At 60.6% G+C, this 22,870-nt stretch carries 22 protein-coding genes; 10 read left to right on the forward strand and 12 right to left on the reverse strand.

Going from position 1 to position 22,870, the window contains the following annotated elements; translation table 11 throughout:
- Nucleotides 1–51: 51 nt before the first annotated feature.
- The 5 genes from K3759_RS07855 to K3759_RS07875 form a co-directional block, all read right to left on the reverse strand.
- On the reverse strand, nt 52–1,092 hold the full coding sequence (locus tag K3759_RS07855; RefSeq protein ID WP_259985454.1) for a substrate-binding domain-containing protein: 1,041 nt from the start codon (nt 1,090–1,092) through the stop codon (nt 52–54).
- Between the two features lie 138 nt (nt 1,093–1,230).
- A complete protein-coding gene (locus K3759_RS07860; RefSeq protein WP_259985597.1) occupies nt 1,231–2,283 on the reverse strand; it encodes a cell wall metabolism sensor histidine kinase WalK in 1,053 nt (350 codons plus the stop codon).
- A gap of 1 nt (nt 2,284) precedes the next feature.
- Complete coding sequence (locus K3759_RS07865; RefSeq protein ID WP_259985455.1) at nt 2,285–2,806, reverse strand: gamma carbonic anhydrase family protein; 522 nt, start codon at nt 2,804–2,806, stop codon at nt 2,285–2,287.
- Nucleotides 2,803–3,381, reverse strand: a complete 579-nt coding sequence (gmk, locus tag K3759_RS07870) for a guanylate kinase (protein ID WP_259985599.1) — start codon at nt 3,379–3,381, stop codon at nt 2,803–2,805. Before gmk ends, K3759_RS07865 begins: the two co-directional genes overlap by 4 nt.
- A gap of 72 nt (nt 3,382–3,453) precedes the next feature.
- Complete coding sequence (locus tag K3759_RS07875) at nt 3,454–4,344, reverse strand: YicC/YloC family endoribonuclease (protein WP_259985457.1); 891 nt, start codon at nt 4,342–4,344, stop codon at nt 3,454–3,456.
- A 241-nt stretch (nt 4,345–4,585) separates the two neighbouring features.
- Between K3759_RS07875 and K3759_RS07880 the strand changes: the two genes are divergently transcribed.
- Entirely contained in the window at nt 4,586–5,284 is a 699-nt protein-coding gene (locus tag K3759_RS07880; protein WP_259985459.1) for a PAS domain-containing protein, read from the forward strand.
- A gap of 87 nt (nt 5,285–5,371) precedes the next feature.
- On the opposite strand, the gene K3759_RS07885 is transcribed toward K3759_RS07880, so the two are convergent.
- Nucleotides 5,372–6,742, reverse strand: a complete 1,371-nt coding sequence (locus tag K3759_RS07885; RefSeq protein ID WP_259985461.1) for a class II 3-deoxy-7-phosphoheptulonate synthase — start codon at nt 6,740–6,742, stop codon at nt 5,372–5,374.
- Nucleotides 6,743–6,933: 191 nt separating this feature from the next.
- Between K3759_RS07885 and K3759_RS07890 the strand changes: the two genes are divergently transcribed.
- Nucleotides 6,934–7,938, forward strand: coding sequence for a GlxA family transcriptional regulator (locus K3759_RS07890; RefSeq protein ID WP_259985463.1), 1,005 nt, complete (start codon nt 6,934–6,936; stop codon nt 7,936–7,938).
- Between the two features lie 3 nt (nt 7,939–7,941).
- Here K3759_RS07890 and K3759_RS07895 read toward each other — a convergent pair whose 3' ends face one another.
- Nucleotides 7,942–9,039 carry a PQQ-dependent sugar dehydrogenase gene (locus K3759_RS07895; protein ID WP_259985464.1) on the reverse strand — a complete coding sequence of 366 codons (1,098 nt, stop codon included), beginning with the start codon at nt 9,037–9,039 and terminating at the stop codon, nt 7,942–7,944.
- A gap of 186 nt (nt 9,040–9,225) precedes the next feature.
- Here K3759_RS07895 and K3759_RS07900 point away from each other — a divergent pair, with 186 nt between their 5' ends.
- The 6 genes from K3759_RS07900 to K3759_RS07925 all read left to right on the forward strand — a co-directional run bounded on the left by K3759_RS07900 (nt 9,226) and on the right by K3759_RS07925 (nt 14,715).
- Nucleotides 9,226–10,410 (forward strand): ABC transporter substrate-binding protein, encoded by a 1,185-nt coding sequence (locus K3759_RS07900; RefSeq protein ID WP_259985465.1) that lies wholly within the window; start codon nt 9,226–9,228, stop codon nt 10,408–10,410.
- A gap of 143 nt (nt 10,411–10,553) precedes the next feature.
- A complete protein-coding gene (locus K3759_RS07905; protein WP_259985466.1) occupies nt 10,554–10,712 on the forward strand; it encodes a hypothetical protein in 159 nt (52 codons plus the stop codon).
- 88 nt (nt 10,713–10,800) lie between these two features.
- On the forward strand, nt 10,801–11,583 hold the full coding sequence (locus K3759_RS07910; protein ID WP_259985467.1) for an ABC transporter ATP-binding protein: 783 nt from the start codon (nt 10,801–10,803) through the stop codon (nt 11,581–11,583).
- On the forward strand, nt 11,580–12,401 hold the full coding sequence (locus tag K3759_RS07915; protein ID WP_259985468.1) for an ABC transporter ATP-binding protein: 822 nt from the start codon (nt 11,580–11,582) through the stop codon (nt 12,399–12,401). The genes K3759_RS07910 and K3759_RS07915 overlap by 4 nt, the downstream gene beginning before the upstream one ends.
- A gap of 2 nt (nt 12,402–12,403) precedes the next feature.
- Nucleotides 12,404–13,414, forward strand: coding sequence for a branched-chain amino acid ABC transporter permease (locus K3759_RS07920; protein WP_259985469.1), 1,011 nt, complete (start codon nt 12,404–12,406; stop codon nt 13,412–13,414).
- Nucleotides 13,411–14,715, forward strand: a complete 1,305-nt coding sequence (locus K3759_RS07925) for a branched-chain amino acid ABC transporter permease (protein ID WP_259985470.1) — start codon at nt 13,411–13,413, stop codon at nt 14,713–14,715. The genes K3759_RS07920 and K3759_RS07925 overlap by 4 nt, the downstream gene beginning before the upstream one ends.
- A 106-nt stretch (nt 14,716–14,821) precedes the next feature.
- On the opposite strand, the gene K3759_RS07930 is transcribed toward K3759_RS07925, so the two are convergent.
- Nucleotides 14,822–16,360 carry a DUF853 domain-containing protein gene (locus tag K3759_RS07930; RefSeq protein ID WP_259985472.1) on the reverse strand — a complete coding sequence of 513 codons (1,539 nt, stop codon included), beginning with the start codon at nt 16,358–16,360 and terminating at the stop codon, nt 14,822–14,824.
- Between the two features lie 467 nt (nt 16,361–16,827).
- On the opposite strand from K3759_RS07930, the gene K3759_RS07935 reads away from it, so the two are divergent.
- Nucleotides 16,828–17,520: an invasion associated locus B family protein gene (locus K3759_RS07935; protein ID WP_259985474.1), complete on the forward strand. Its 693-nt coding sequence runs from the start codon at nt 16,828–16,830 to the stop codon at nt 17,518–17,520.
- Nucleotides 17,521–17,594: 74 nt separating this feature from the next.
- Here K3759_RS07935 and K3759_RS07940 read toward each other — a convergent pair whose 3' ends face one another.
- From K3759_RS07940 to K3759_RS07955, 4 genes are read right to left on the reverse strand one after another with little or no spacing between them, the layout of a single operon-like run.
- Nucleotides 17,595–18,803, reverse strand: a complete 1,209-nt coding sequence (locus tag K3759_RS07940; RefSeq protein ID WP_259985476.1) for a beta-ketoacyl synthase — start codon at nt 18,801–18,803, stop codon at nt 17,595–17,597.
- A gap of 4 nt (nt 18,804–18,807) precedes the next feature.
- Nucleotides 18,808–19,065 (reverse strand): acyl carrier protein, encoded by a 258-nt coding sequence (locus K3759_RS07945; protein ID WP_007119669.1) that lies wholly within the window; start codon nt 19,063–19,065, stop codon nt 18,808–18,810.
- A 32-nt stretch (nt 19,066–19,097) separates the two neighbouring features.
- Entirely contained in the window at nt 19,098–20,189 is a 1,092-nt protein-coding gene (lpxD, locus tag K3759_RS07950) for a UDP-3-O-(3-hydroxymyristoyl)glucosamine N-acyltransferase (protein WP_259985478.1), read from the reverse strand.
- Between the two features lie 34 nt (nt 20,190–20,223).
- Nucleotides 20,224–21,840, reverse strand: coding sequence for a murein L,D-transpeptidase (locus K3759_RS07955; RefSeq protein WP_409202507.1), 1,617 nt, complete (start codon nt 21,838–21,840; stop codon nt 20,224–20,226).
- 331 nt (nt 21,841–22,171) lie between these two features.
- Between K3759_RS07955 and K3759_RS07960 the strand changes: the two genes are divergently transcribed.
- Nucleotides 22,172–22,741, forward strand: coding sequence for a DUF882 domain-containing protein (locus tag K3759_RS07960; protein WP_259985479.1), 570 nt, complete (start codon nt 22,172–22,174; stop codon nt 22,739–22,741).
- Nucleotides 22,742–22,870 lie beyond the last annotated feature (129 nt).

Here is a 22,870-nt window from a genome sequence, read left to right on the forward strand (position 1 = left end):
AGCGAAAAAACCGGGGGCAGTTGCCCGCCCCCGGTGTCATTATAGTAAGGCTTAGGAACCGCTGCCCATGACGGTTTCGTCTGCCACCACGGACTGGGTCTCGGCCAGTTCGGGGTCGGAGACCAGACCGTATTCGGCCAGCGGGCCGTCGGGGCCAGCCACTTCGTCTGCGACGAAGAATTCAGCGTATTCTTTCAGGCCCGGGATCACACCGATGTGGGCTTTCTTGACGTAAAAGAACAGCGGACGCGACACAGGATAGTCACCGGATGCAATGCTTTCGGTGGTCGGCTCGACGTCGCCCATGGTGGCAACCTGAAGCTTGTCGGTGTTGTTCTCATAGAAGGCCAGACCGAAGACGCCGATGCCGTCTTTGTTGCTTTCGATGCGTGCCAGCGTCTCGGTGTAGTCGCCGTCGATGTCGACCGACTTGCCGTCGGTGCGCAGGCTGATGCACTCTTTCTCAGCCGCTTTCTCGTCGCCGCCCGCAGCTTCGGCGAAAACTTCAAGATCGCCGGTTTCTTCACAGCCCGCGAGGATCACTTTTTCCTCGAACACTTCACGTGTGCCGTGTTTGGTGCCGGGGATGAAGGCTTGGATCGGCTGCGCGGGGAAGTCGGGGTTGACCTGATCCCATGTGGTATAGGGGTTCTCGGTCACTTCGCCGTCGACGACAACTTTGGCGCTCAGAGCCTTGTACCAATCGGTCGGGGTGAAGGCGAAAGTCTCGCCGTTGATGTCGGAGGCGAAAACGATGCCGTCATAGCCGATGCGCACTTCGATGATGTCGGTCACGCCGTTCTCGGCACAGGCCGCCACTTCGGCGTCTTTGATCTGGCGCGAGGCGTTGGCCACGTCGATGGTGTTCTCGCCCACGCCTTCGCAGAAACGTTTGAGGCCAGCCGAGGAACCGCCCGATTCCACGACCGGTGTCGGGAAGTCGAAGTTCTCGCCAAAGGCTTCGGCGACGATGGAGGCATATGGCAGCACGGTCGAGGAACCGGCAACCTGTACTTGGTCACGCGCGGCAGCAGCAGTTGCGGATACGGCGGCAATCGCCAGGGCGGAAGTGGTGAGTTTTGCGAGTGACATGATATCTCCTGTCAGATGCGAATTGGTGACCACCCCATGGTGATCTGCGCCCGGTCTATGAAGGCGGTGCTGTGCTTTTGTGACAGCAACGTTACAGTTTCATGACAGTCGGCCTGAATCACCAAATTTCTACAAAATTTAGTCAGATTCCGTTTTCATCGGCAAAATCACGCGGAATTCCGCACCCTGGCCGGGGGTACTGGTGATCTTAAGCCGCCCGCGGTGGCGATTCATAATGTGTTTGACGATGGCCAATCCCAGCCCCGTCCCTCCAAGCGCGCGGCTGCGATGGCTGTCGACGCGGTAGAACCGTTCGGTCAGGCGTGGTAGGTGAATCGCATCAATGCCGGGGCCGTGGTCGCGCACGCTGACATAGACCGCCGGGCCGCGCATTGCCGGGTCATGGGCCGTGCTTTTAACCGAAATCTCGACCCTGTTGTCGCGCCCGCCGTATTTGATCGCGTTCTCGATAAGATTGGTAAAGACCTGCACCAATTGATCCGCATCCCCCAATACACGCGCCGGGGCATCGCCCAATGTCGGCGCCAATGTCACGTTGCTATCCACCGCCAGCGGCGCAAGGTTGCGCAGGGTGCCGCGCAGCACATCGCGCAGGTCAATCGGCACTTCCGGGCGCACGCGCTCTTCGGCCTCGACCCGGCTGAGCGACAAAAGCTCGCCCACCAGTCGGTTCATCCGCTCGGCTTCCTGCGCCATGATCCCCAGAAACCGTTCGCGCGCCGCCGTGTCATCACGCGCCGGGCCCTGCAGCGTTTCGATAAATCCGATGAGCGCAGTGAGCGGGGTGCGCAACTCATGGCTCACATTCGCCACGAAATCGCGGCGCATCTGGCCTGCCTGCGCCATCTCCGTCACGTCATTGAAGCTTAGCAGAACAATCCCGTGATCGCCCAAAGGGCGCAGGCTGACGTCATAGGTGGTGCCATGTTCGCCGCCGATGCTCGTGAACCGCGCTTGGCAAGGGCCGTCTCCGGCAAGGCACCGTTCGACCGCCTTAACCAGCCCGGGCTGCCGCAATGCGGTGACGAAATGGCGCCCCAGCAGGCCCTTGCCGAGCAAATCCTCGGCGGGGGCATTGAGAACGGTGATCCGCTCTTCGGCGTTGATCGCAACGCTCGGCAGCGGCAGCGCCGCGACCACATCGGCCAATGTAACGGCGGTGCTGCCCATGTCAGAGCGGTTCAAGATCGCGGCGGAAGCGCGCGGCGTTTTCGGCATAGTGTTTGGCGCTCGCAGTCAGCCGCTGGATCGCCTGCGCATCAAGCTCCCGTACCACTTTGCCCGGCACACCCATAACGAGCGACCCATCGGGGATCACCTTGTTTTCGGTAATCAGCGCCCCTGCCCCGATCAGGCAGTTCTTGCCAATCTTGGCGCCGTTCAGCACCGTGGCGCCCATGCCGATCAGGCTGTTGTCGCCGATGGTGCAGCCGTGCAGCATGACTTTATGGCCGATGGTGCAATCTTCGCCTACGGTTAGCGGATAGCCCATATCAGTGTGGAAAACGCAGTTCTCTTGCACATTGCTGCCGCGCCCCACGGTGATCATTTCATTGTCGCCGCGCAAGGTGCTGCCGAACCAGACCGAGGCTTCGGGTCCAAGCGTCACCTTGCCGATGACATTGGCATCAGGGGCGACCCAAGCCTCGGGGGCGACTTCGGGGCGGGCGTCGGCGAGGGCATAAAGGGTCATTTCAAATCCTCAAATTCAGATTGCAGGCGGCGGACATGGTCCTTGATCGCGGGCTGCTGGCTCAGCCGCAGCCGGGCGGCGGTGATGATGGATTTGAGCCGCGCTTCGGTCTGGTCTAGGTCATCATTCACCAGCACAAAATCATAGCCATCCCAGTGGCTGATCTCATCCCAGCTTTTGCCCATCCGCTTGGCGATTGTCGCGGCATCGTCCTGCCCCCGGCTCTCCAAACGGCGTTTCAATTCTGTGATCGACGGCGGCAGTAGGAAAATCGACAGCGTATGGGTGTTCAGGTCCGAGTTGCGGATCTGCTGTGCGCCTTGCCAGTCGATGTCGAAAAGGATGTCCTGCCCCTGATCGATTGCCGCCTGCACGGGGGCTTTGGGGGACCCGTAGAAGTTGCCGAAGACATGCGCGTGCTCTAGCATCTCGCCTTTGGCCACGGCCTGTCGGAAGTCCTCTTCGCCGACGAAACGGTAATCCTTGCCGTCTGCCTCGCCCGGTCGGGGCGCGCGGGTGGTGGCGGAGACCGAGAAATTGATCGTCGGATCCCATGCGCGCAGGGCGCGGGCCATAGTCGATTTGCCCGCCCCGGAGGGGGAACTGAGGATGATCAGAAGGCCGCGTCGGCTTGGGTTTGTCACGTCTTACTCCACATTTTGCACTTGTTCGCGCATTTGGTCGATCACCGCCTTCAAGGCCAGACCGACAGTCGTTAGTTCCGTGCTCTGCGCCTTGGAGCAGAGCGTATTGGCTTCGCGGTTGAACTCTTGCATCAGGAAATCCAGCTTGCGCCCCACCGGCCCGCCCTGACCGATCAGCGCCCGTGCAGCGGCGACATGGGCGGCGAGGCGGTCAATCTCTTCGGTGACATCGGCTTTGACGGCAATCAGCGCCAGTTCCTGCGCCACCCGGTCGGCATCCGCGCCTTCGCTGTTGTTCATCACCCGCGCGAGGTTGCGGCGCAGGTTGGCGGCGGTGTCTTCTTTTCGCGCATCGGCCAATGCTGCGGCTTTGGCGGCGAGGGTCTCTACTTCGTTCAACTGGTCCTGCATCACGTCCGCCAATGCAGCACCTTCTTGGCGGCGCATGGCGTTGAAGTCCTCCAAGACCGCAGGGAATTCTGCCAACAAGGCCTCGCGCAGCGCATCAATGTCCTGCGCCTGATCGGACTGTTCCAACACGCCGCGCATGGTCAAAATGTCACTGGCCCGCGAGGGTGCAAGCGAGACACCGGCATCCATCGCCCGGGCTTCGATTTCATGCAGCGCCGCAAGCAACGTGTCGACCTGTGCAGTGTTGACCTGCAGCGTACCGTCATTCTCGGCTGAAGCTATGCGCAGGTTACAGGTGATATTGCCCCGCGCCACCTCTCCCGTCACCTGCTTGCGCAGGGCGACTTCCAGCCCCTCCACCCAATCAGGAACGCGCAGGCGTAGGTCGAGCCCTTTGCCATTAACCCCGCGCAGCTCCCAAGACCAACTCCAGCCCTCCAAAGCGCCGGAGGCAGAGGCGAAACCTGTCATGGACCTGATCATCGGTGCGTTCCTTGCAAGGGCGGTCATGTCCTGCCTTACGGTGAAACCCCCGCGAGGGGCAAGCCCCGGACCGGCACGATGCCCGATCTGCCGCCCGTGCAATTAACCATTTCCTCAAAAGCCTGACGCACTTCCTTTCGACCTACGGTATTAATCATTTGGTAATATCTTGGGCCGCATTGTGCCGCTGTCGTTCCAACAACGGCAGCTGTATTGGCCAAGTCCTTATGGGTAAGTTTTAATGGGCAATACAGGCCACACCGCGCAGAATGTTGTCGCCATGTCAGATCATCGGACGCATGTTGGCTATGGCCCGCTGGCGCAGGTCGAAGCCTATTGGGAAGCCTTGCGCGGCAACAGATTGATGCCGCGACGGTCAGATATTGATCCGCGTGGGATAGAATCCGCTCTGGAATATGCCTTTATCCTTGAGCGTGTCGCGGTGGGTGTTGGACGGTTGCGCATCGCGGGCGGTCACCTGCGCGACCTCATGGGGATGGAGGTGCGCGGCATGCCGATCACTGCCCTTTTCGGCACGCGATCACGCCCGCGGGTCGCCGAAGCGCTAGAGGAAGTTTTTCAGATGCCCGGGCAGACCACGCTCCACCTCAGTGCGGTAGCCTCATATGGTCGACCGGCTCTGACGGGGCGGATGCTGCTTTTGCCGCTGAAAAGCGATCTGGGCGACGTGAGCCGGGTGCTTGGCTGTTTGGTCGTGCAAGGCGAGATTGGCCAAACCCCACGGCGTTTCGATCTGGCTCAGGCGACCCGGCACGGCACCTTGGGCGGAGCGACCCGACCTTTGCGATATGCCGCCCCGTGTCAACAGCCGTCTTTGCCAAGGGAGACTGGATTTGCTGAGGGGAAAGCCCGTTTCACACCTGCCACGACGGGATATATTCCGCCCTATCTGCGATTGGTGAAGTCCAAGCAAGAATAGCGCGCCAGTTGTCCGGGCGTAAAAACGCCGCCCAACATCAAGCGGGGCGGCGTTTACCATGATATAGTCAGGCTAAGACCGCGCCTGTTATCCAGCCGCGCGTGTCGCCTGCGCCGAGCGGCGGTTCGACAGTTCTTCGGCCACCAAAAACGCCAGTTCCAGCGATTGGCTGGCGTTCAGGCGGGGATCGCAGGCCGTGTGATAACGGTCTGACAGGTCTTCGTCGCTGACCGCCCGCACACCGCCGGTGCATTCGGTCACGTCTTGGCCGGTCATCTCGAAATGCACACCACCGGGGACAGAGCCTTCGGCGTTATGCACGGCAAAGAACTCATGCACTTCGCGCAGTACGGAATCAAAGGGCCGGGTTTTGTAGCCGGTCGAGGATTTGATCGTATTGCCGTGCATCGCGTCACAGGTCCAAACGACATTCGCGCCCTCTTCCTGCACGGTTTTGATGAGACGCGGCAGGTGATCGCCCACCTGCCCCGCACCAAAGCGCGAGATCAGGGTCAAACGGCCCTCTTCGTTGTCGGGGTTCAGCTTGGCCATCAATTGCTTGAGGTCATCGCTGGTCATGGACGGACCGCATTTCAGGCCGATGGGGTTTTGCACACCACGGGCGAATTCCACATGCGCGCCGTCCGGCTGCCGTGTGCGGTCGCCGATCCAGATCATATGGCCCGAACCTGCCAGCCATTTGCCGGTCTGGCTGTCACGGCGGCAGAGCGCCTCTTCATACTCCAGCAGCAGGGATTCGTGGCTGGTGTAAAACTCCACTGACTGCAGCGTATGCGCCGTTTCGGCGGTCACACCCGCAGCGGCCATGAAGTCCAGCGTGTCAGAGATACGATTGGCGATCTCGCGGTACTTCTCGGCCTTTTCGTCATCGGTGAAGCCCAGCGTCCAGCCGTGGACCTGATGCACATCGGCATAGCCCCCGGTCGAGAAGGCGCGCAGCAGGTTCAGCGTGGCGGCGGCCTGTGTGTAGGCGCGCAGCATCTTTTGCGGGTCCGGAATGCGGGACTCTGCGGTAAAGGCTAGATCGTTAATGATGTCGCCGCGGTAGCTGGGCAATTCCACACCATCGACCGTCTCGGTCGGAGCGCTGCGCGGTTTGGCGAATTGACCTGCCATACGGCCCAGCTTGATTACCGGCACTTTGGCACCGTGGGTCAGCACGATTGCCATCTGCAACATCACCTTGAACGTGTCGCGAATGGCGTCAGAGCTGAACTGCTCAAAGCTCTCGGCGCAATCGCCGCCCTGCAAAAGGAATGCCTCCCCACGGCCCGCCGCAGCCAGATGCTTTTTCAACCGGCGCGCTTCGCCTGCAAAAACGAGGACTGGATAGCGTGCCAACTGCGCCTCAACCGCCTGCAACGCGGCTTGGTCAGGGTAATCGGGCATCTGGACGCGCGGTTTGCTGCGCCAGCTTGAAGTGCTCCAGTCTGTCATCTTTCTACTCCGCTCCACAGCGCCGAGTGTCGGCGCTTCGTGATCTTTCTCTATACAAAGGCGCGGGGAAAGTGACCAGAACCGAAATACGACCTATTGACGTTGCGGCAGGGCCATGGGCAATGTTTGCCGCAAGTTCTGGCAGCCATGGCACATGCTGGCAGAGACGACCTGAGTAGAAAGACGCCGAGATGTCCCCACCGCGCCCGGCCACCCGTATGCCCCCCCACTCCGACAAGCCACGGCGTTTTATCTTCGTGCTCTTGGAAAATTTCACCTTGCTGAGCTTTGCTTCGGCGGTGGAATGCCTGCGTATCACCAACCGCATGCTTGAGCGGGAGGCATATGAATGGCAGGTCGTGGGCGAAAGCGGCGAGACCTGCATGAGCTCTTCAGGCGCGGTCTTTGCGCTTGATAACGGGCTCGACGAATTAGGCCGCGACGATACGATCATGGTCTGTGGCGGCATCGACGTACAGGCAGCGACGACCAAAAAGCTGCTGGCGTGGCTGCGCCGCGAGGCGCGCAAAGGCCTGGTGGTTGGCGGACTATGTACGGCCGCGCATACGCTGGCCAAGGCTGGGCTGCTGGATGGCAAACGCGCCACGATCCACTGGGAAAACCAAGACAGCTTTGGCGAGGAATTTGAGGAAGTTGTCCTGACGACATCGGTCTTTGTGATGGACGGCAACCGGCTGACCACGGCGGGCGGCACCTCTTCGTTGGATCTGATGCTCAAGCTTATCGCCGATGACCACGGCGAAGAAACCGCCAATGCGGTGGCGGATCAACTGATCTATTCCTCGATCCGGACCGACCAAGACACGCAGCGCCTGTCGGTGCCCACGCGAATCGGTGTGCGCCATCCCAAACTCAGCCAAGTCATCCAACAGATGGAGCGCAACATCGAAGAGCCGATCAGCCCGTCGATCCTTGCGCGCGACGTTGGCATGTCGACCCGCCAGTTGGAGCGGTTGTTCCGGCGCTATCTCAACCGCAGTCCGAAACGATATTACATGGAACTGCGGCTGCAAAAGGCGCGCAACTTGTTGATGCAGACGGATATGAGCGTGATCAATGTGGCGCTGGCCTGTGGTTTCGCTTCGCCCTCACATTTTTCCAAATGCTACCGTGCGCATTACCAGACCACCCCTTACCGCGAGCGGGGCAGCCAATCCTCGCGGCAGCCTGCGTAAGGCCTAGGGCGTGATCCGGTAGACGGTGCCATTTGATTCGGAGATGAACCAGATGCCCCCCTCTGGGCCTTCGACCACGTCGCGCACGCGGGCGGTTTCCTTTGTTTTGATCTGCTGCACCTCTTCCAGCGGGTCACCACTCAGCCGGGCGATATAGTCAAACTTGAGCGAGCCTACGAACATATCGCCTTTCCACTCCGGGAACTGCGCGCCGGAGTAGACCATCAGACCCGCAGGGGCGATGGAGGGGTCCCAGTAGAATACGGGCTGCTCCATGCCCTCTTTTGCAGACCCTTCACCGATCTTCGCGCCTGAATAATGCTCCCCGTAGGAAATCACCGGCCAGCCATAGTTCGCGCCTTTGGCGATGCGGTTTACTTCGTCACCGCCCTTGGCCCCATGTTCAGACACCCAAAGTCGCCCTTCCAGATCAAGCCCCGCGCCTTGCGGATTGCGGTGGCCGTAGGACCAGATCTCGGGCAGCACATCGGGCATGTCCACAAAGGGGTTGTCGTCGGGGATCGAGCCGTCGCGATTCACCCGGATAATGCTGCCGTTATGCGTGCTGCGGTCTTGCGCGGCGGGCCGGTCGCCGCGCTCGCCAATGGTCACCAGAAGCGTGCCATCCGGTGCCTCAACCACGCGCGAGCCGAAATGCTGCCCACCGTCGCTGCCGGGTTTCATAGCGAAAAGCTCGGTCAGGCCCTCAAGTGTGCTGGCATCTTCCGACAGGCGCGCAGAAGCCAATGCCGTGCCCGCGCCGCCGCCCCCCTGGGGTTTGGCATAGGTCAGGAACAGTTCCCGACTTTGCTCGAAGTCCTGCGCCAATGTGATGTCGAGCAGACCGCCTTGCCCGACCACCGCAACCGCCGGCAGGCCCGAAACTTCCTGCCGCGTGCCATCTTTTTCATGGATCAGCCGCCCGGCTTTTTCCGTGACCAGAAGGCCCCCTCCGGGCAAGGGTGCGACGCCCCAGGGGGCCTCTAGACCTTCGGCCATCGGCGTGATCGTCAGGCTGTCTTGCGCACTCACCGCCGCTGCGGCGTGGATACTGCCGAGGCCGATCAGAGTGGCGGTCGCGATATGTTTGGCGGATGTCATGGGAAGGCTCCTTTGGGAATGGGGGCTTGGGGTAGGATGTAGACATCCAGCCGCCCATTTCCACCACCCTACCCGCCGCACGCGAAAAGCCGCCCGTTAAAAACACTTGATAAATCGTCTTTTCTTTTCCGAAACCACAACCTAACGTTCGATCAGAACGAGAGTTCAACTAAGGGAGAGAACCAAATGAAAAAAATACTGATGGCCACAACGGCTGTTGCTCTGCTCGCCACTGGCGCGCATGCGGAAGATACGAAAATCGGCATTCTGCTGGGCTTCACCGGCCCGCTGGAATCGCTGGCCAATGACATGGCCGCCGGTGCAGAACTGGCGATTGCCGAAGTCAACGAGAGCGGCATGTTCCTCGATGGCGCGACCGTATCGTCAGAGCGTGGCGACACTGGCTGCATCGACGCAGGTCTTGCCGTGGCATCCGCAGAGCGTCTGATCACCTCCGACCGCGTCAGCGGCATCGTTGGCGGCATGTGCTCGGGCGAGACCACCGCTTCGCTGCAAAACGTCGCCATTCCGAACGGCATCGTGATGATTTCGCCTTCCGCGACATCGCCTGCTCTGTCGACCGTCGAAGACAACGGCCTGTTCTTCCGCACATCGCCATCTGATGCCCGTCAGGGTCAGGTTATGGCCGACATCCTGAATGACCGTGGCATCAAGGAAGTCGCCGTCACCTATACCAACAACGACTATGGTAAGGGTCTGGCCGACAGCTTCGAGACCGCGTTCAAGGAATCCGGCGGCACCGTCACCATCAACACATCGCATGAAGACGGCAAGGCGGATTACTCTGCCGAAGTCGGCGCTCTGGCCTCGGCCGGTGGTGAAGTGCTGATCGTTGCAGGCTACGTCGACCAGGGCGGCGCGGGCATCGTGAACGGCGCGCTGGACGCAGGCGCGTTCGACACATTCATGTTCCCCGACGGCATGGTTTCCGACACGCTGGAAGAGAAGTTCGCCGAGATCGCGGATGGCTCCTTTGGTCAGAACCCAAGTGCGGCTGGCGAAGGCCCCGACACCTACAAGAAGATGGGCAAGGAAGCCGGTTTCGAGCCGACCAACGCCTTCTCACCGGAATCCTATGACGCTGCGGCTCTGATGCTGCTGGCGATGCAGGCTGCTGGCTCCAACGATCCGGCCGCTTACAAGGAAAAGGTCATGGAAGTGGCCAACGCACCGGGCGAGAAAATCCTGCCGGGTGAACTGGGCAAGGCGCTTCAGATCCTCAAGGACGGCGGCGATGTCGACTATGTCGGCGCATCCGCAGTTGAGCTGATCGGACCGGGCGAGAGCGCGGGCAGCTACCGTGAGATCGAGATGAAAGACGGCAAGATGGTCACGGTCGGCTACCGCTGATCCCTGCGTCATCGAACCTTGCAGGGCCCGGTCGCGATGCGATCGGGCCTTTGCTTTTTCAAAACGCCTTTTCTTTCGCGGGCGCTGCCTCTACAAGGCGCCCCGCGAGGACCTGGGAAACATGTCCCGTCAGGGAGAGACAGATGAACACTCAACGGATGGCTTCACAGGCCATGGCTGTTTGCGCGGGAGGTGCAAAGGCCGATACCAGCGATCCACCCGCCGCGAAGACCGCGACGCGGGCGCGGGTTCATTTTCATCTGACCCAAACGGTTCCTTTCAAGAATCGCATCTCGCTGTAATCATGGGCGCAGTTCGCACATCGAACCGCGCGGAAAACAACGACCAATAAAAACCAGCCACAAATGTGGCGGACACGGGGATGGACATATGATCGTCGTAGACGACTTACACAAACATTTCGGCGGCTTTCACGCCGTGGACGGGGCCAGCCTGTCTATTGAGAAGGGATCGATCACCGGTTTGATCGGTCCCAATGGCGCGGGCAAGACCACGCTGTTCAACGTCATTGCTGGCGTGCTTCAGCCCACGTCGGGCCGGGTGACCATGGACGGTGAAGACATCACCGGCCTGCCGCCGCATGAGCTGTTCCACAAGGGGTTGCTGCGCACCTTCCAGATCGCGCATGAGTTTTCATCGATGACCTGCCGCGAGAACCTGATGATGGTCCCCGGCGATCAATCGGGTGAGACGCTGTGGAACACATGGTTCGGCACCAAACGCATCGCCAATGAAGAGCGCGCGCTCAAAGCCAAGGCTGATGAGGTCTTGGAATTCCTGACCATCGAACATCTGGCCGAGCAAAAGGCTGGCCAGATCTCCGGCGGTCAGAAAAAGCTGTTGGAACTGGGCCGCACCATGATGGTGGATGCCAAGATCGTCTTTCTTGATGAGGTCGGCGCGGGCGTGAACCGCACGCTGCTCAATACCATCGGTGACGCGATCATCCGGCTGAACAAAGAACGCAATTACACATTCGTCGTCATCGAGCATGACATGGATTTCATCGGCCGCCTTTGCGACCCGGTGATCTGCATGGCCGAGGGCCACGTGCTGGCCGAAGGCACGCTCGATGAGATCAAGGCGAACGAGCAGGTGATCGAGGCCTATCTCGGCACCGGCCTGAAGAACAAGGACAAGGTAGGCGCATGAGCAATGAACCCTACGGCGACCGCGGCAACAAAGACTGGTCGGTCGGCAACGCAAAGGGCCAAGGCAGCATCATGCCCAAGGCCAGCGGCAAAACCCACCCCGCCCCCGGCGGTCCCTTCCTGATCGGCGACAGCATGACTGCGGGCTACGGCAATGGCCCCGACATTCTGCACGACTGCACCATCGCAGTAGACCGCGGCGAGATCGCCGTGATCGTCGGCCCCAACGGCGCAGGCAAATCCACGGGCATGAAGGCGGTCTTTGGCATGCTCGACATGCGCAAGGGACATGTGCGGCTTGATGGGGAAGACATCACTGCCCTCAGCCCGCAGGACCGGGTGGCCAAGGGCATGGGGTTCGTCCCCCAGACCTCCAACATCTTCACCTCGATGACGGTGGAAGAGAACCTTGAGATGGGCGCCTTCATCCGCCGCGATGATTTCCGCGATACGATGGCGCAGGTCTATGACCTGTTTCCGATCCTTAAGGAAAAGCGGCTTCAGGCCGCGGGCGAATTGTCGGGCGGTCAACGCCAGCAGGTCGCCGTGGGCCGGGCGCTGATGACCCAGCCCAAGGTGCTGATGCTCGACGAGCCGACCGCGGGCGTGAGCCCGATCGTCATGGACGAATTGTTCGACCGGATCATTGAGGTTGCCCGCACCGGCATCCCGATCCTGATGGTCGAACAAAACGCCCGTCAGGCGCTTGAGATCGCGGACAAGGGCTATGTGCTCGTGCAGGGGGCAAACGCCTTTACCGGCACCGGCAAAGAGCTTCTGGCCGATCCTGAAGTCCGCAAATCGTTTCTGGGGGGCTGAACATGGATCTGCTCAACGCATTTATTGCACTTTCGAACTATGTCCTCATCCCGGGCATCGCCTATGGATCGCAGCTCGCCCTTGGCGCGCTTGGTGTGACGCTGGTCTACGGCATCCTGCGGTTCTCCAACTTTGCGCATGGCGATACGATGGCCATGGGCACCATGGCCACGATCCTTGTGACATGGCTGTTCCAGTCCATGGGGCTGAGCCTCGGCGTCTTGCCGACGGCCCTGCTCGCCCTGCCCTTCGGCATCGCTTTTGCGATCCTGCTGCTTCTGGGCACAGACCGGGTGGTGTACAAGTTCTACCGCGAGCAAAAGGCCAAGCCGGTGATCCTTGTGATCGTCTCGCTCGGCGTGACCTTCATCTACAACGGCATCACCCGCTTCATCATTGGCGCGGACGATCAGAACTTCCTCGACGGTCAGCGCTTCATCATGTCGGCGCGGGACTTCAAACAGCTCACCGGTCTGGAAGAAGGCCTCGCCTTTAAGACGACGCAGGGCATCACCATCGTCACCGCGATCATCGTGGTGGCGCTGCTGTTCTGGTTCCTCAACAAGACCCGGGCGGGCAAATCCATGCGGGCCTATTCGGACAACGAGGATCTGGCGCTTCTGTCGGGCATCAACCCCGAGCGCGTGGTGATGATCACCTGGATGATCGTGGCGGCGCTGGCGACCATCGCAGGCACGCTCTACGGGCTCGACAAGTCGTTCAAACCCTTCACCTATTTCCAGCTTCTGCTGCCGATCTTCGCCGCCGCCATCGTCGGTGGCCTTGGCAGCCCGGTTGGGGCCATTGCGGGCGGTTTCGTCATCGCCTTCTCAGAGGTGACGATCACCTATGCGTGGAAAAAGGTGCTGGGCTACGTCATGCCCGACGGGATGGAGCCTGATGGCTTGGTCCAGCTTATGAGCACGGATTACAAATTTGCGGTCAGCTTCGTCATTCTTCTGATCGTTCTGCTGATCAAGCCCACCGGGCTGTTCAAGGGGAAATCGGTATGACCCAGACTGTGAAAAACACGATCCTTTTCGCGATCATCGCCTTGATGATCATCTACACTGGTTTCGAGCAAAGCTGGAACTCGGCGCTGCTCATCATCGCCATGGGCCTGATCTCGTCGATTATGGCGCTTGGGGTGAACCTCCAGTGGGGCTTTGCCGGGCTGTTCAACGTCGGCATCATGGGCTTCGTGGCGCTTGGGGGTCTGGCGGCTGTGCTGGTTTCCATGCCCCCGACCGAAGGCGCATGGTCCACCGGTGGTTTCGCCATTCTGGGCGCGCTGGCACTTGGCGCGGGCACAGTGGTCGCGGCGGTCATGCTGATGAAACGCATGGCCCCCGGCATCGCGCGCACGCTGACCGTGATCGCGGTTCTGATCATCGGCTTCTTCGTCTTCCGCGCCCTGCTCGACCCTGCGGTTGAGGCGGTGGAAGCGATCAACCCGGCGCAGAGCGGCTATCTCGGTGGTCTGGGCTTGCCGGTGCTGATCTCTTGGCCGGTGGGTGGTCTCTTTGCCGCTGGTGCTGCATGGCTCATCGGCAAGACAGCTCTGGGCCTGCGCTCGGACTATCTTGCGATTGCAACGCTGGGCATTGCCGAGATCATCATCGCGGTGCTGAAAAACGAAGACTGGATGAGCCGCGGCGTCAAAAACGTCATCGGCCTGCCCCGTCCCGTCCCCTATGAGATCGACCTGCAAAATGATCCCAGTTTTGTCGAACGCGCCGCCGGTTTTGGCTTTGATCCGGTAGACGCCTCGACGCTTTGGGTCAAACTGCTCTACATCGCGCTTTTCGCCGCGGTGCTGATCGTCTTGCTGTGGATGAGCCAACGGGCGCTGCATTCGCCTTGGGGCCGGATGCTGCGGGCGATCCGCGACAACGAAGTCGCGGCCGAGGCGATGGGCAAGGACGTCACCGCACGGCATTTGCAGGTCTTCATCCTCGGCTCCGCGATCTGCGGCATCGCGGGTGCGATGATGACGACGATGGACAGCCAGTTGACGCCCGGCACCTACCAGCCGCTGCGCTTCACCTTCCTGATTTGGGTCATGGTGATCGTCGGCGGGTCGGGCAACAACTTTGGTGCGATCTTGGGCGGTTTCCTGATTTGGTTCCTCTGGGTACAGGTCGAGCCGATGGGTCTCTGGCTCATGAGTCTAATCACCGCTGGCATGTCCGAAGGCTCCGCGCTCAAGGAGCATCTGATCGAGAGTGCGGCGCATATGCGTCTGCTGACGATGGGGATGGTGTTGCTGCTGGTGCTGCGCTTCAGCCCCCGCGGATTGATCCCGGAGCGGTAAGACGCGGGCGGCCTGCGTTCGGCGCGGGCGGCGTTAAGTATTTATAGCCAAAAAGAGGGGGGCGCGGTGTTTTTACCGCGCCCCTTTTTGCTGGTTGCAGAGGTCGTTAGCGGCCTTTGAACAGGCCGCCCAAGATGCCGCGCACGATGCGGCGGCCTGTGGTGCCTTTCAGCTCTTTGATCACGGCGGTGGCGATGGCGTCGCCGAACCCGTCTGATTTGGCTGTGGTAGACCTACGGCTGCTGCTGCGGGCGCCACCGTAGCGGCGGGCTTTCTGAAATTCGCGGGCGGCTTCATCTTCCGCTTCTGCTTTTACCTCGGCTTCTTCGGCCTCTTTGGCGGCGGCTTCGGCACGGGCTTTGAGCATTTCATAGGCCGACTCGCGGTCTTGCAACGCTTCGTATTTCCCGGCGAGGTCTGACCCTTTGAGCACGGCGGCGCGTTCCGCACCGGTTATCGGACCAAGCTGCGAAGACGGGGGGCGGATCAGCGTGCGTTCCACCACGCCGGGGATGCCTTTGCGCTGGAGCATGGAAGTCACCGCCTCGCCAACGCCAACCTCGCGGATGGCCTCTTCGGTATCGAACCGCAGATTCTCACGGTAGGTCTGCGCGGCTTGGCGCAGTTCCTTGCGGTCGCGGGCGGTGAAAGCGCGTAGCGCGTGTTGGATACGGTTGCCGAGCTGGCCGAGAATATCATCCGGCACGTCGGCGGGGTTTTGGGTCACGAAATAGACGCCGACACCTTTTGAGCGGATCAGCCGTGCCACCTGTTCGACCTTATCCACCAACGCTTTAGGCGCGTCGTCAAATAACAAATGCGCCTCGTCAAAGAAGAATACGAGTTTCGGTTTATCGGGGTCGCCCACCTCGGGGAGTTCCTCGAAAAGCTCGGACATCAGCCACAATAGGAAGGTCGCATAAAGTTTGGGCGATCCCATGAGCTTGTCTGCGGCGAGGATGTTGATCCGCCCGCGCCCGTCGGCATCGCTGCGCATCAGGTCCGACAGCGCCAGCGCTGGCTCCCCGAAAAGCTGCGCGCCGCCTTGGTTCTCCAACACCAGCAACCGCCGCTGGATCGTGCCGACCGATGCGGTGGAGACATTGCCATAGCGCAGCGCCAAATCTTTCGCGTTCTCTCCAACCCAAACCAACAACGCCTGTAGATCTTTGAGATCCAACAGCGGCATGCCCTCCTCATCAGCCACGCGGAAGGCGATGTTCAAAATACCCTCCTGCGCTTCGCTGAGGTCCAAAAGCTGAGCGATCAACAGCGGGCCCATCTCAGACACGGTGGTGCGGACCGGGTGGCCCTGTTCTCCGAAGAGATCCCAAAAGGTCACCGGGAAGGACTGATAGGTATAGTCGTCAAATCCGATCTTGGCGGCGCGTTCGGTGAAGGGGCCGTGTAGTTTGGCAGTCTCGCTCCCCGCCACCGCGAGGCCCGAGAGGTCACCCTTCACATCCGACAGAAACACTGGAACGCCCGCATTGGCAAAACCTTCGGCAAGGATCTGCAGTGTCACCGTCTTGCCGGTACCCGTCGCCCCGGCAATCAGCCCGTGGCGGTTGGCATAGCCGAGGTCGAGGAATTGCTTGGTCGCATAGTCGGGACCGCCGCCGCCGATAAAGATGTCACTGCTCACGTTGGGGCCTTTCTGTCAATTTTAGCCATTCGTCCGTTCCACTAGAGCATACAAACTTAACCTTTGCGCGCCATAGTGAAGGCATCCCGCCCACATGTCCTTCTATCGGGCGGGGTTTACTTCCTCCCTGTTAGACTGGCCGCGCCCTCGGGTGCGGCCCTTTTTCTATCACGGGCTGTCGCAACACCCTGACAGATTGTCGCATTTTTCCTGTTGACCGACACCACGCGCTTGCCTAACGTGGCATTAATAAGTCGGCCCAGTCCGACGGGGAGAAAGTACACGGAAGGGGGCGCGCTGCGTCCCCTTTTGCTTTTCCGGCAGCTAAACCTCTGACATTGCAAGGAATCCGTGCAACCTTAGGTCGGCATGAATTTGCCCGATCCATGATTGAAATGCGGCCATGACCACTGACAATCCCGGGGCGGCATGGTAAGGGGCGGTAACGCAACTAATGTGGATATGACATGAGCAAGTTTATGACCGCCCTGCCGCTTTGCGCAGCGCTTGCACTGACGGCCCCGATCACCGTTTTCGCCCAGACCGCAACAGATACCACAACGTCTGAGACCGCAGCACCTGAGACTGCCGCAGAAGAGAGCGGTACGCAGGCCGAAGAGCCCAAGCCGCAGCCCGGCACCAGTGGCAATGCGGGCCAGATCGAAGAGCAGCTGAGCCTTGGCGAGGACGCGGACAAAGACCCCGAACTGGGCAAGCCTTACACCAAGAAAGAAATCGGTTCCTGGGAGATGCGCTGCATCAAGACCGAGGAAGAAGTCGACCCTTGCCAGATGTATCAGCTCCTCGCCGATGGTGAGGGCGCGCCGGTTGCCGAAGTTTCGCTCTTCCGTTTGCCCGGTGGTGGTCAAGCCAAGGCCGGTGCCACGGTCGTTGTGCCACTTGAGACCGCCCTGCCCGCGCAGCTGACCCTTTCGGTCGACGGTGGCAAGGCGCGTCGCTATCCCTATGCCTTCTGCAACCCGGTCGGCTGCTACGTGCGCATGGGTCTGACAGACGCCGATATCGCGGCCTTCAAGCGCGGCAAGCAAGCGGTTCTGACCATTGTGCCCGCGTTGGCCCCTGATCAGGAAGTGAAGCTAACACTCTCGCTCGACGGTTTCACCGCTGGCTATGACGAAGTCTCGGTGATCGAGCAGTAAGACCTGCCTAAATTCAGGAATGCTGATGCCGCTCCCTGATGGGGGCGGCATTTTTCGTCTGGCGTTAAGGTGGATCAGGTGCGGCGCAGGGCCAGAACGGCGTTCATCCCACCAAAGGCGAAGGCGTTGCTGAGCGCCACATCGACCTGCGCGTCACGGGCCTCATTCGGCACCACGTCGAGGGCGCATTCCGGGTCGGGTTCTTCATAGCCGATGGTGGGCGCGATCACCCCGTCGCGCAGCGCCATGATACAGGCCAAAAGCTCAACCGCACCGGTGCCGCCGATCACATGGCCGTGCATGGATTTCGTCGAAGAGATCATCAGTTGATCCGCGTGAGTGCCAAACACATCCGCGACCGCCGCACATTCGGTCTTGTCGTTCGCCGCCGTCCCGGTGCCATGAGCGTTAATATAGCCGACCTCTTCGCGGTTGATCCCCGCATCGGCCAGCGCCCCCTGCATCGCCCGCGCGGCCCCGGCTTTGGAGGGCATGACGATATCACTGGCATCCGACGTCATGGCGAAACCCGCGACCTCGCAAAGGATTTCCGCCCCACGTGCACAGGCGTGTTCATATTCCTCGAAAACAAAGACCCCCGCGCCCTCGCCCTGTACCATTCCGTTGCGGTTGGCCGAAAACGGGCGGCAGGCATCGCGGCTCATCACGCGCAGCCCTTCCCACGCTTTCACGCCGCCGAAGCAGAGCATCGACTCCGATCCGCCCGTCACCATGACCGGGCTCATGCCAGATCGGACTATGGCAAAGGCCTGCGCCATGGCGTGATTGGACGACGCGCAGGCGGTCGAGACCGTGAAGGACGGGCCGCGTAGGTTCCATTCCATGCTGACATGGCTGGCGGCGGCATTGTTCATCAGCTTGGGCACCACAAAGGGATGCACCCGGTTTTTGCCCTCTTCATAGACGGCGCGGTAGTTGTCGTCCCACGTGGACACACCACCTCCCGCCGTGCCCAGCACCACACCGGCGCGGGCGGCCAGCTCATCGGTGAAGGTCAGCCCCGCCTGCTCAATTGCTTCGCGGGCGGCGGTGAGGGTGAATTGCGTGAACCGATCGTAAAGCGCGACTTGCTGGCGGTTATAGCGGCCTTCGGCCTCAAACCCGCGCACCTGACCACCGATGCGGATGGCCAGCCGCTCCACATCGCGGAACTCCAGCGGGCCGATGCCGCATTTGCCTGCGCGCATGGCAGCGAGTGTCTCTGGCACCGACAGGCCCAGAGCGTTGATCGTGCCGGCGCCGGTGATGACAACTCTCTTCATGTGCTTAGCTCTGTTCGGCCTTCAGCCGTTCCACCCCGGCGACAATGCTGCGCACGGTCGAAATGTCGAAATCGCTTTCGCTGGGGCTGTTGGCGTTGAAGGGCACGTTGATGTCGAATGTCTCTTCTATGGCGAAGATGCTTTCGACGACCCCCATGCTATCGATGCCCAGATCCTCCAGCGTGCTGTCGAGCGTGACATCCTCCGGCTCAATCATGGCCTGTTCGGCGAGGATGGTGATGACCTGATCCTGAGTGCTCATGGCTGCGTCCCTCAACAATGTCCGCGGCAGGTTTAGTCAGCCTTGTCGGCTTTGGAAACCACCTTTTGCAGGGCCGCGACATCACGCAGCAGCTTGGGCAAGCGGCGCAGTGCCTTGTAGATTTCGGTTTGCTTGCTCATCTGCGTGGCGGGGTAGCCCAGCATGGTGCGCCCCTCGGGCACGTTGGACAACACGATCGTCCCGCCGCCCGCGATCACCCGGTCGCCAATCGTGATGTTATCGGCCAAACCGACCTGCCCGCCCAGCACAACATTGTCGCCTACACGGGTGGAGCCGCCGACACCGGCTTGCCCGCAAAGCAGACAGTTTTTGCCGATCACCGCGTTATGGCCGATGTGGACAAGGTTGTCGATTTTCGTGCCATCGCCCACGCGGGTGTCGCGGATGGTGCCATTGTCGATGGTGGAGCCCATGCCCATTTCCACATCCGCGCCGATCATCACAGCGCCGAGCGAATGGATCCGTGTCCAAGGCTGTGGTGCGGCGTCGCCCTGATCGCCCAAGGTTTGCCGCGCGCTTTCCACGGTGGACAGCTCTGCCGTCACAAAGGAGAAACCATCGCCGCCCAGACGCACGCCGGACTGCGCAATGAAGCGTGGCCCGATGGTGACGCGCGCACCGATGCTCACGTGTTCACGAAGGAAACAGCCCTCGCCCAATGTCGCATCCACACCGACAAAGCACAGCGGTCCGATCACGCTTCCTGTCCCTATCGTCGCCCCGGCAGAGATCACCGCCAGCGGGCCGACCGAGACGCCATCACCCAAAGTGGCATCGGGATCGATCACGGCTGTAGGATGGATGCCCGGTTTGAACCCCTGCCCCTTGTCGAGCAACCGCGTCACGCCAGAGAGCGCATAGCGCGGACGGTTGGGCAGGATCGCGGCCTTCAGCCCCAGTGCCCGCCAATCAGCCCCCTCCCAAAGCATTGCCACTTCGGCGGCCCCATCGGAGAGGCTGCTGGCATAGCGCGGGTCCATCGCCAGCGCCATCTCGCCGCGTTGGGCGCTGGCCGGTTCGGCAACGCCGCTGACCTTGAGTGCGATGTCGCCCTCGGCGCTGGCGCCGACGGCCTTGGCGATTTGCTGAACACTATAGGTCATATCGGGCGGCCCTTACTTGTTGCGCGCCCGAGAGTTACCCCTGAACGCCGCGCAAGGCCACCCCCGCCTTAGCGAGCGCGTTCCAAATCAGCGCATCCCGGCCATAAACGTCATCGCGGTATTCAGTGTGACCACGGGCGTTGGTCACGGCGGTGCGGTAGATCAGATGCACGGGCACAGGCTCTTTCAAAACGATCCGTGTCTCACGTCCGCTACGCAGCACGGTCTGGAACTCCCCCTCCGGGTCAGCCGATTGCCGTGCGAGCAGCGCATAGGCAAATTCAAAGGGTTCGGCCAGACGCACACAGCCGTGGCTGAAGGCCCGCACATCGCGGTCAAAGAGGCTCTTGGCTGGGGTATCATGCAGGTAGATGTTGTACTTATTGGGGAACATGAACTTCACCAGACCCAAGGCATTGGTGTTGCTGGGCGGCTGGCGCATGGAAAAGGGGAAGGTCCGAGCGGTATATTTGTTAAAGTTCACGGCACCGCGGTTCACCTTCCGTCCGCGGCTGTCGGTGATCTCGATATGGTTCACCGCGTTACGGTTCTGCTTGAGCTGCGGCAGGTATTCCCCGGTCACGATGGAGCGCGGCACATACCAGCTTGGGTTCACCACCATATGCTCCATCACATCCGAAAATTCGGGCGTCGGGCGATCCTCGCGTGCAGCACCGACGACAGAACGGGTTTGGAAAGTGGTCTTGCCATCGTCGATAATCTTGGCCGAGAAATCGGGGATGTTCACAAGGATATGGCGTTTGCCGCGGTCGGTATTGAACCAACGCTCACGCTCAAGGGCGACCATGACCGATTGCAAGCGCTGTTCAACACCGATGTTGATCTGCTTCATCGTGGCCGGACCCGCGACCCCATCGGTGTTCAGCCCGTGGGCTTCTTGGAACTGGCGCACGGCGTCTGTGAGGCTCGCGTCATAGCCAACGGCGTTCGAGCGCTCAAGGTAGCCCATAGCAATCAGGCGGTTGCGCAGCGCAATCACGTCATTGCCGGTATCGCCGGGTTCTAACTTGCCCGCGGGCACCGACGGGCCCCAGCCGCCCTGCGACAGAAGCTTTTCCATCACGATCTTCTCTTTGAGCAACGCATTATACTCAAGGCTGCGCGGCGGCAGCGTCCGGAAATAGGCAGCGGGAGAGGATTTGGGCAAGTCTTGCAGGTAGGTCTTGCGGTCGCGGTACGGGATTTCGCGCACAATCTGGCTAATGATCCGCTTAGGGATCAAGACGCCGGTCTGCACGTCCCGGGCATAGCGTAGGAAGACACGGCTAAGTTCCACTTCGGCGAATCCCCGATCGCGCGGGGATTTCGCATTGCGCAGCATGTCTAAAACGGCATCGGGGTTATAGCGCGTCACAGGCAGGCCGTGATCCTCTGCCGCACTGATTGCGCGCAGCAGTTCCGAGCGGCGCGCGCGATGTTCGTCGGCGGCACCTGTCCAGATCGCGGTGTAATCGTTCTCGCGGTAGAAGGCCGCGATATCATCATCTTGGGCGGCGGCTTCGGCAACGGCTTGCTTGAAAGCGGTGACCTGTGCAGCGACGGAACCCGGTAAAAACAGCGCCGCGATCATCAGGGCCAACCCCGCAATTAGATTGGGCAAATGCCGTGAAAAAGTCGCGCTGAATGCCATGTCGTTCCCCGTGAATATATCGTTGCCGCCAAGCGACCCTATTGCTTGATCGGTTTGCCAATATTACTACGCGCAAGTCCATTCAATTTTCCGTTCGTAGAAAATTCTGATTTTGGATTGTGCGCATCACGCATCGGTTTGCCCTGTAAACACTGGGTTTTTTAGCCGCATTGCGCAAAAACTTGCCTAAATTTGTGTCACTCGGGAACCTTTCTGATTCAGGCCTTGGTCAGATTTTCCCGCTATGCAATAACAATGTTGCATCTGGGGATGAGATGAATGGCCCATGTAACATCTTGGGTAACTTAGGCAGACGACGGGACAGAGACACATGACAGGCAAAAGCTCCTCGGGGATGACCCGACGCGCCCTTCTGGGTGCATTCGCAGCAACAACTGTTGCAGCAGCTCCTACCTTCTCTAACGCGGCAGGTTTTCTGCGTGGCGCTGGCGATATCCGCCGCATCCGTATGTATTCCGGCCGTACAGGTGAACGACTGGACATGATCTACTGGATCGAAGGCCATTATATCAAAGATGCCTTTGCCGAGATCAACCATTTCATGCGCGACTGGCGGACGGATGAGGTCACCAACATGGACCTACGCACCGTTGATATCATGGCCGCTTCACACAACCTGCTGGATGTGAACGAGCCCTATATGCTCCTCTCCGGCTACCGCAGCCCCAAGACCAATGCGATGCTGCGCTCCCGCTCCAGCGGTGTGGCCAAGAATTCGCTTCACCTTAAGGGTCAGGCGGCTGATCTGCGGCTTGCGTCGCGTTCGGTGCATCAAGTTGCGCGCGCTGCGATCGCCTGCGGCGGCGGCGGCGTTGGTCGCTACTCCGGCTCCAACTTCACCCATATGGACTGCGGCAATGTTCGTAGCTGGGGCGGCTGATCGCAGCCTGCACTGTGGGACGAATGATTTAATTAGGGCGCCTTCGGGTGCCTTTTTTGTTGCGGGTGAGGCCTTTCCCTGCCCATAGCCCACGTCTACGGTCGCGCTTGAATATGGCCGGGGGAGCGT

Origin of the sequence: Sulfitobacter sp. W027 (assembly GCF_025143985.1) — a bacterium.
Classification (GTDB): Bacteria; Pseudomonadota; Alphaproteobacteria; order Rhodobacterales; family Rhodobacteraceae; genus Sulfitobacter.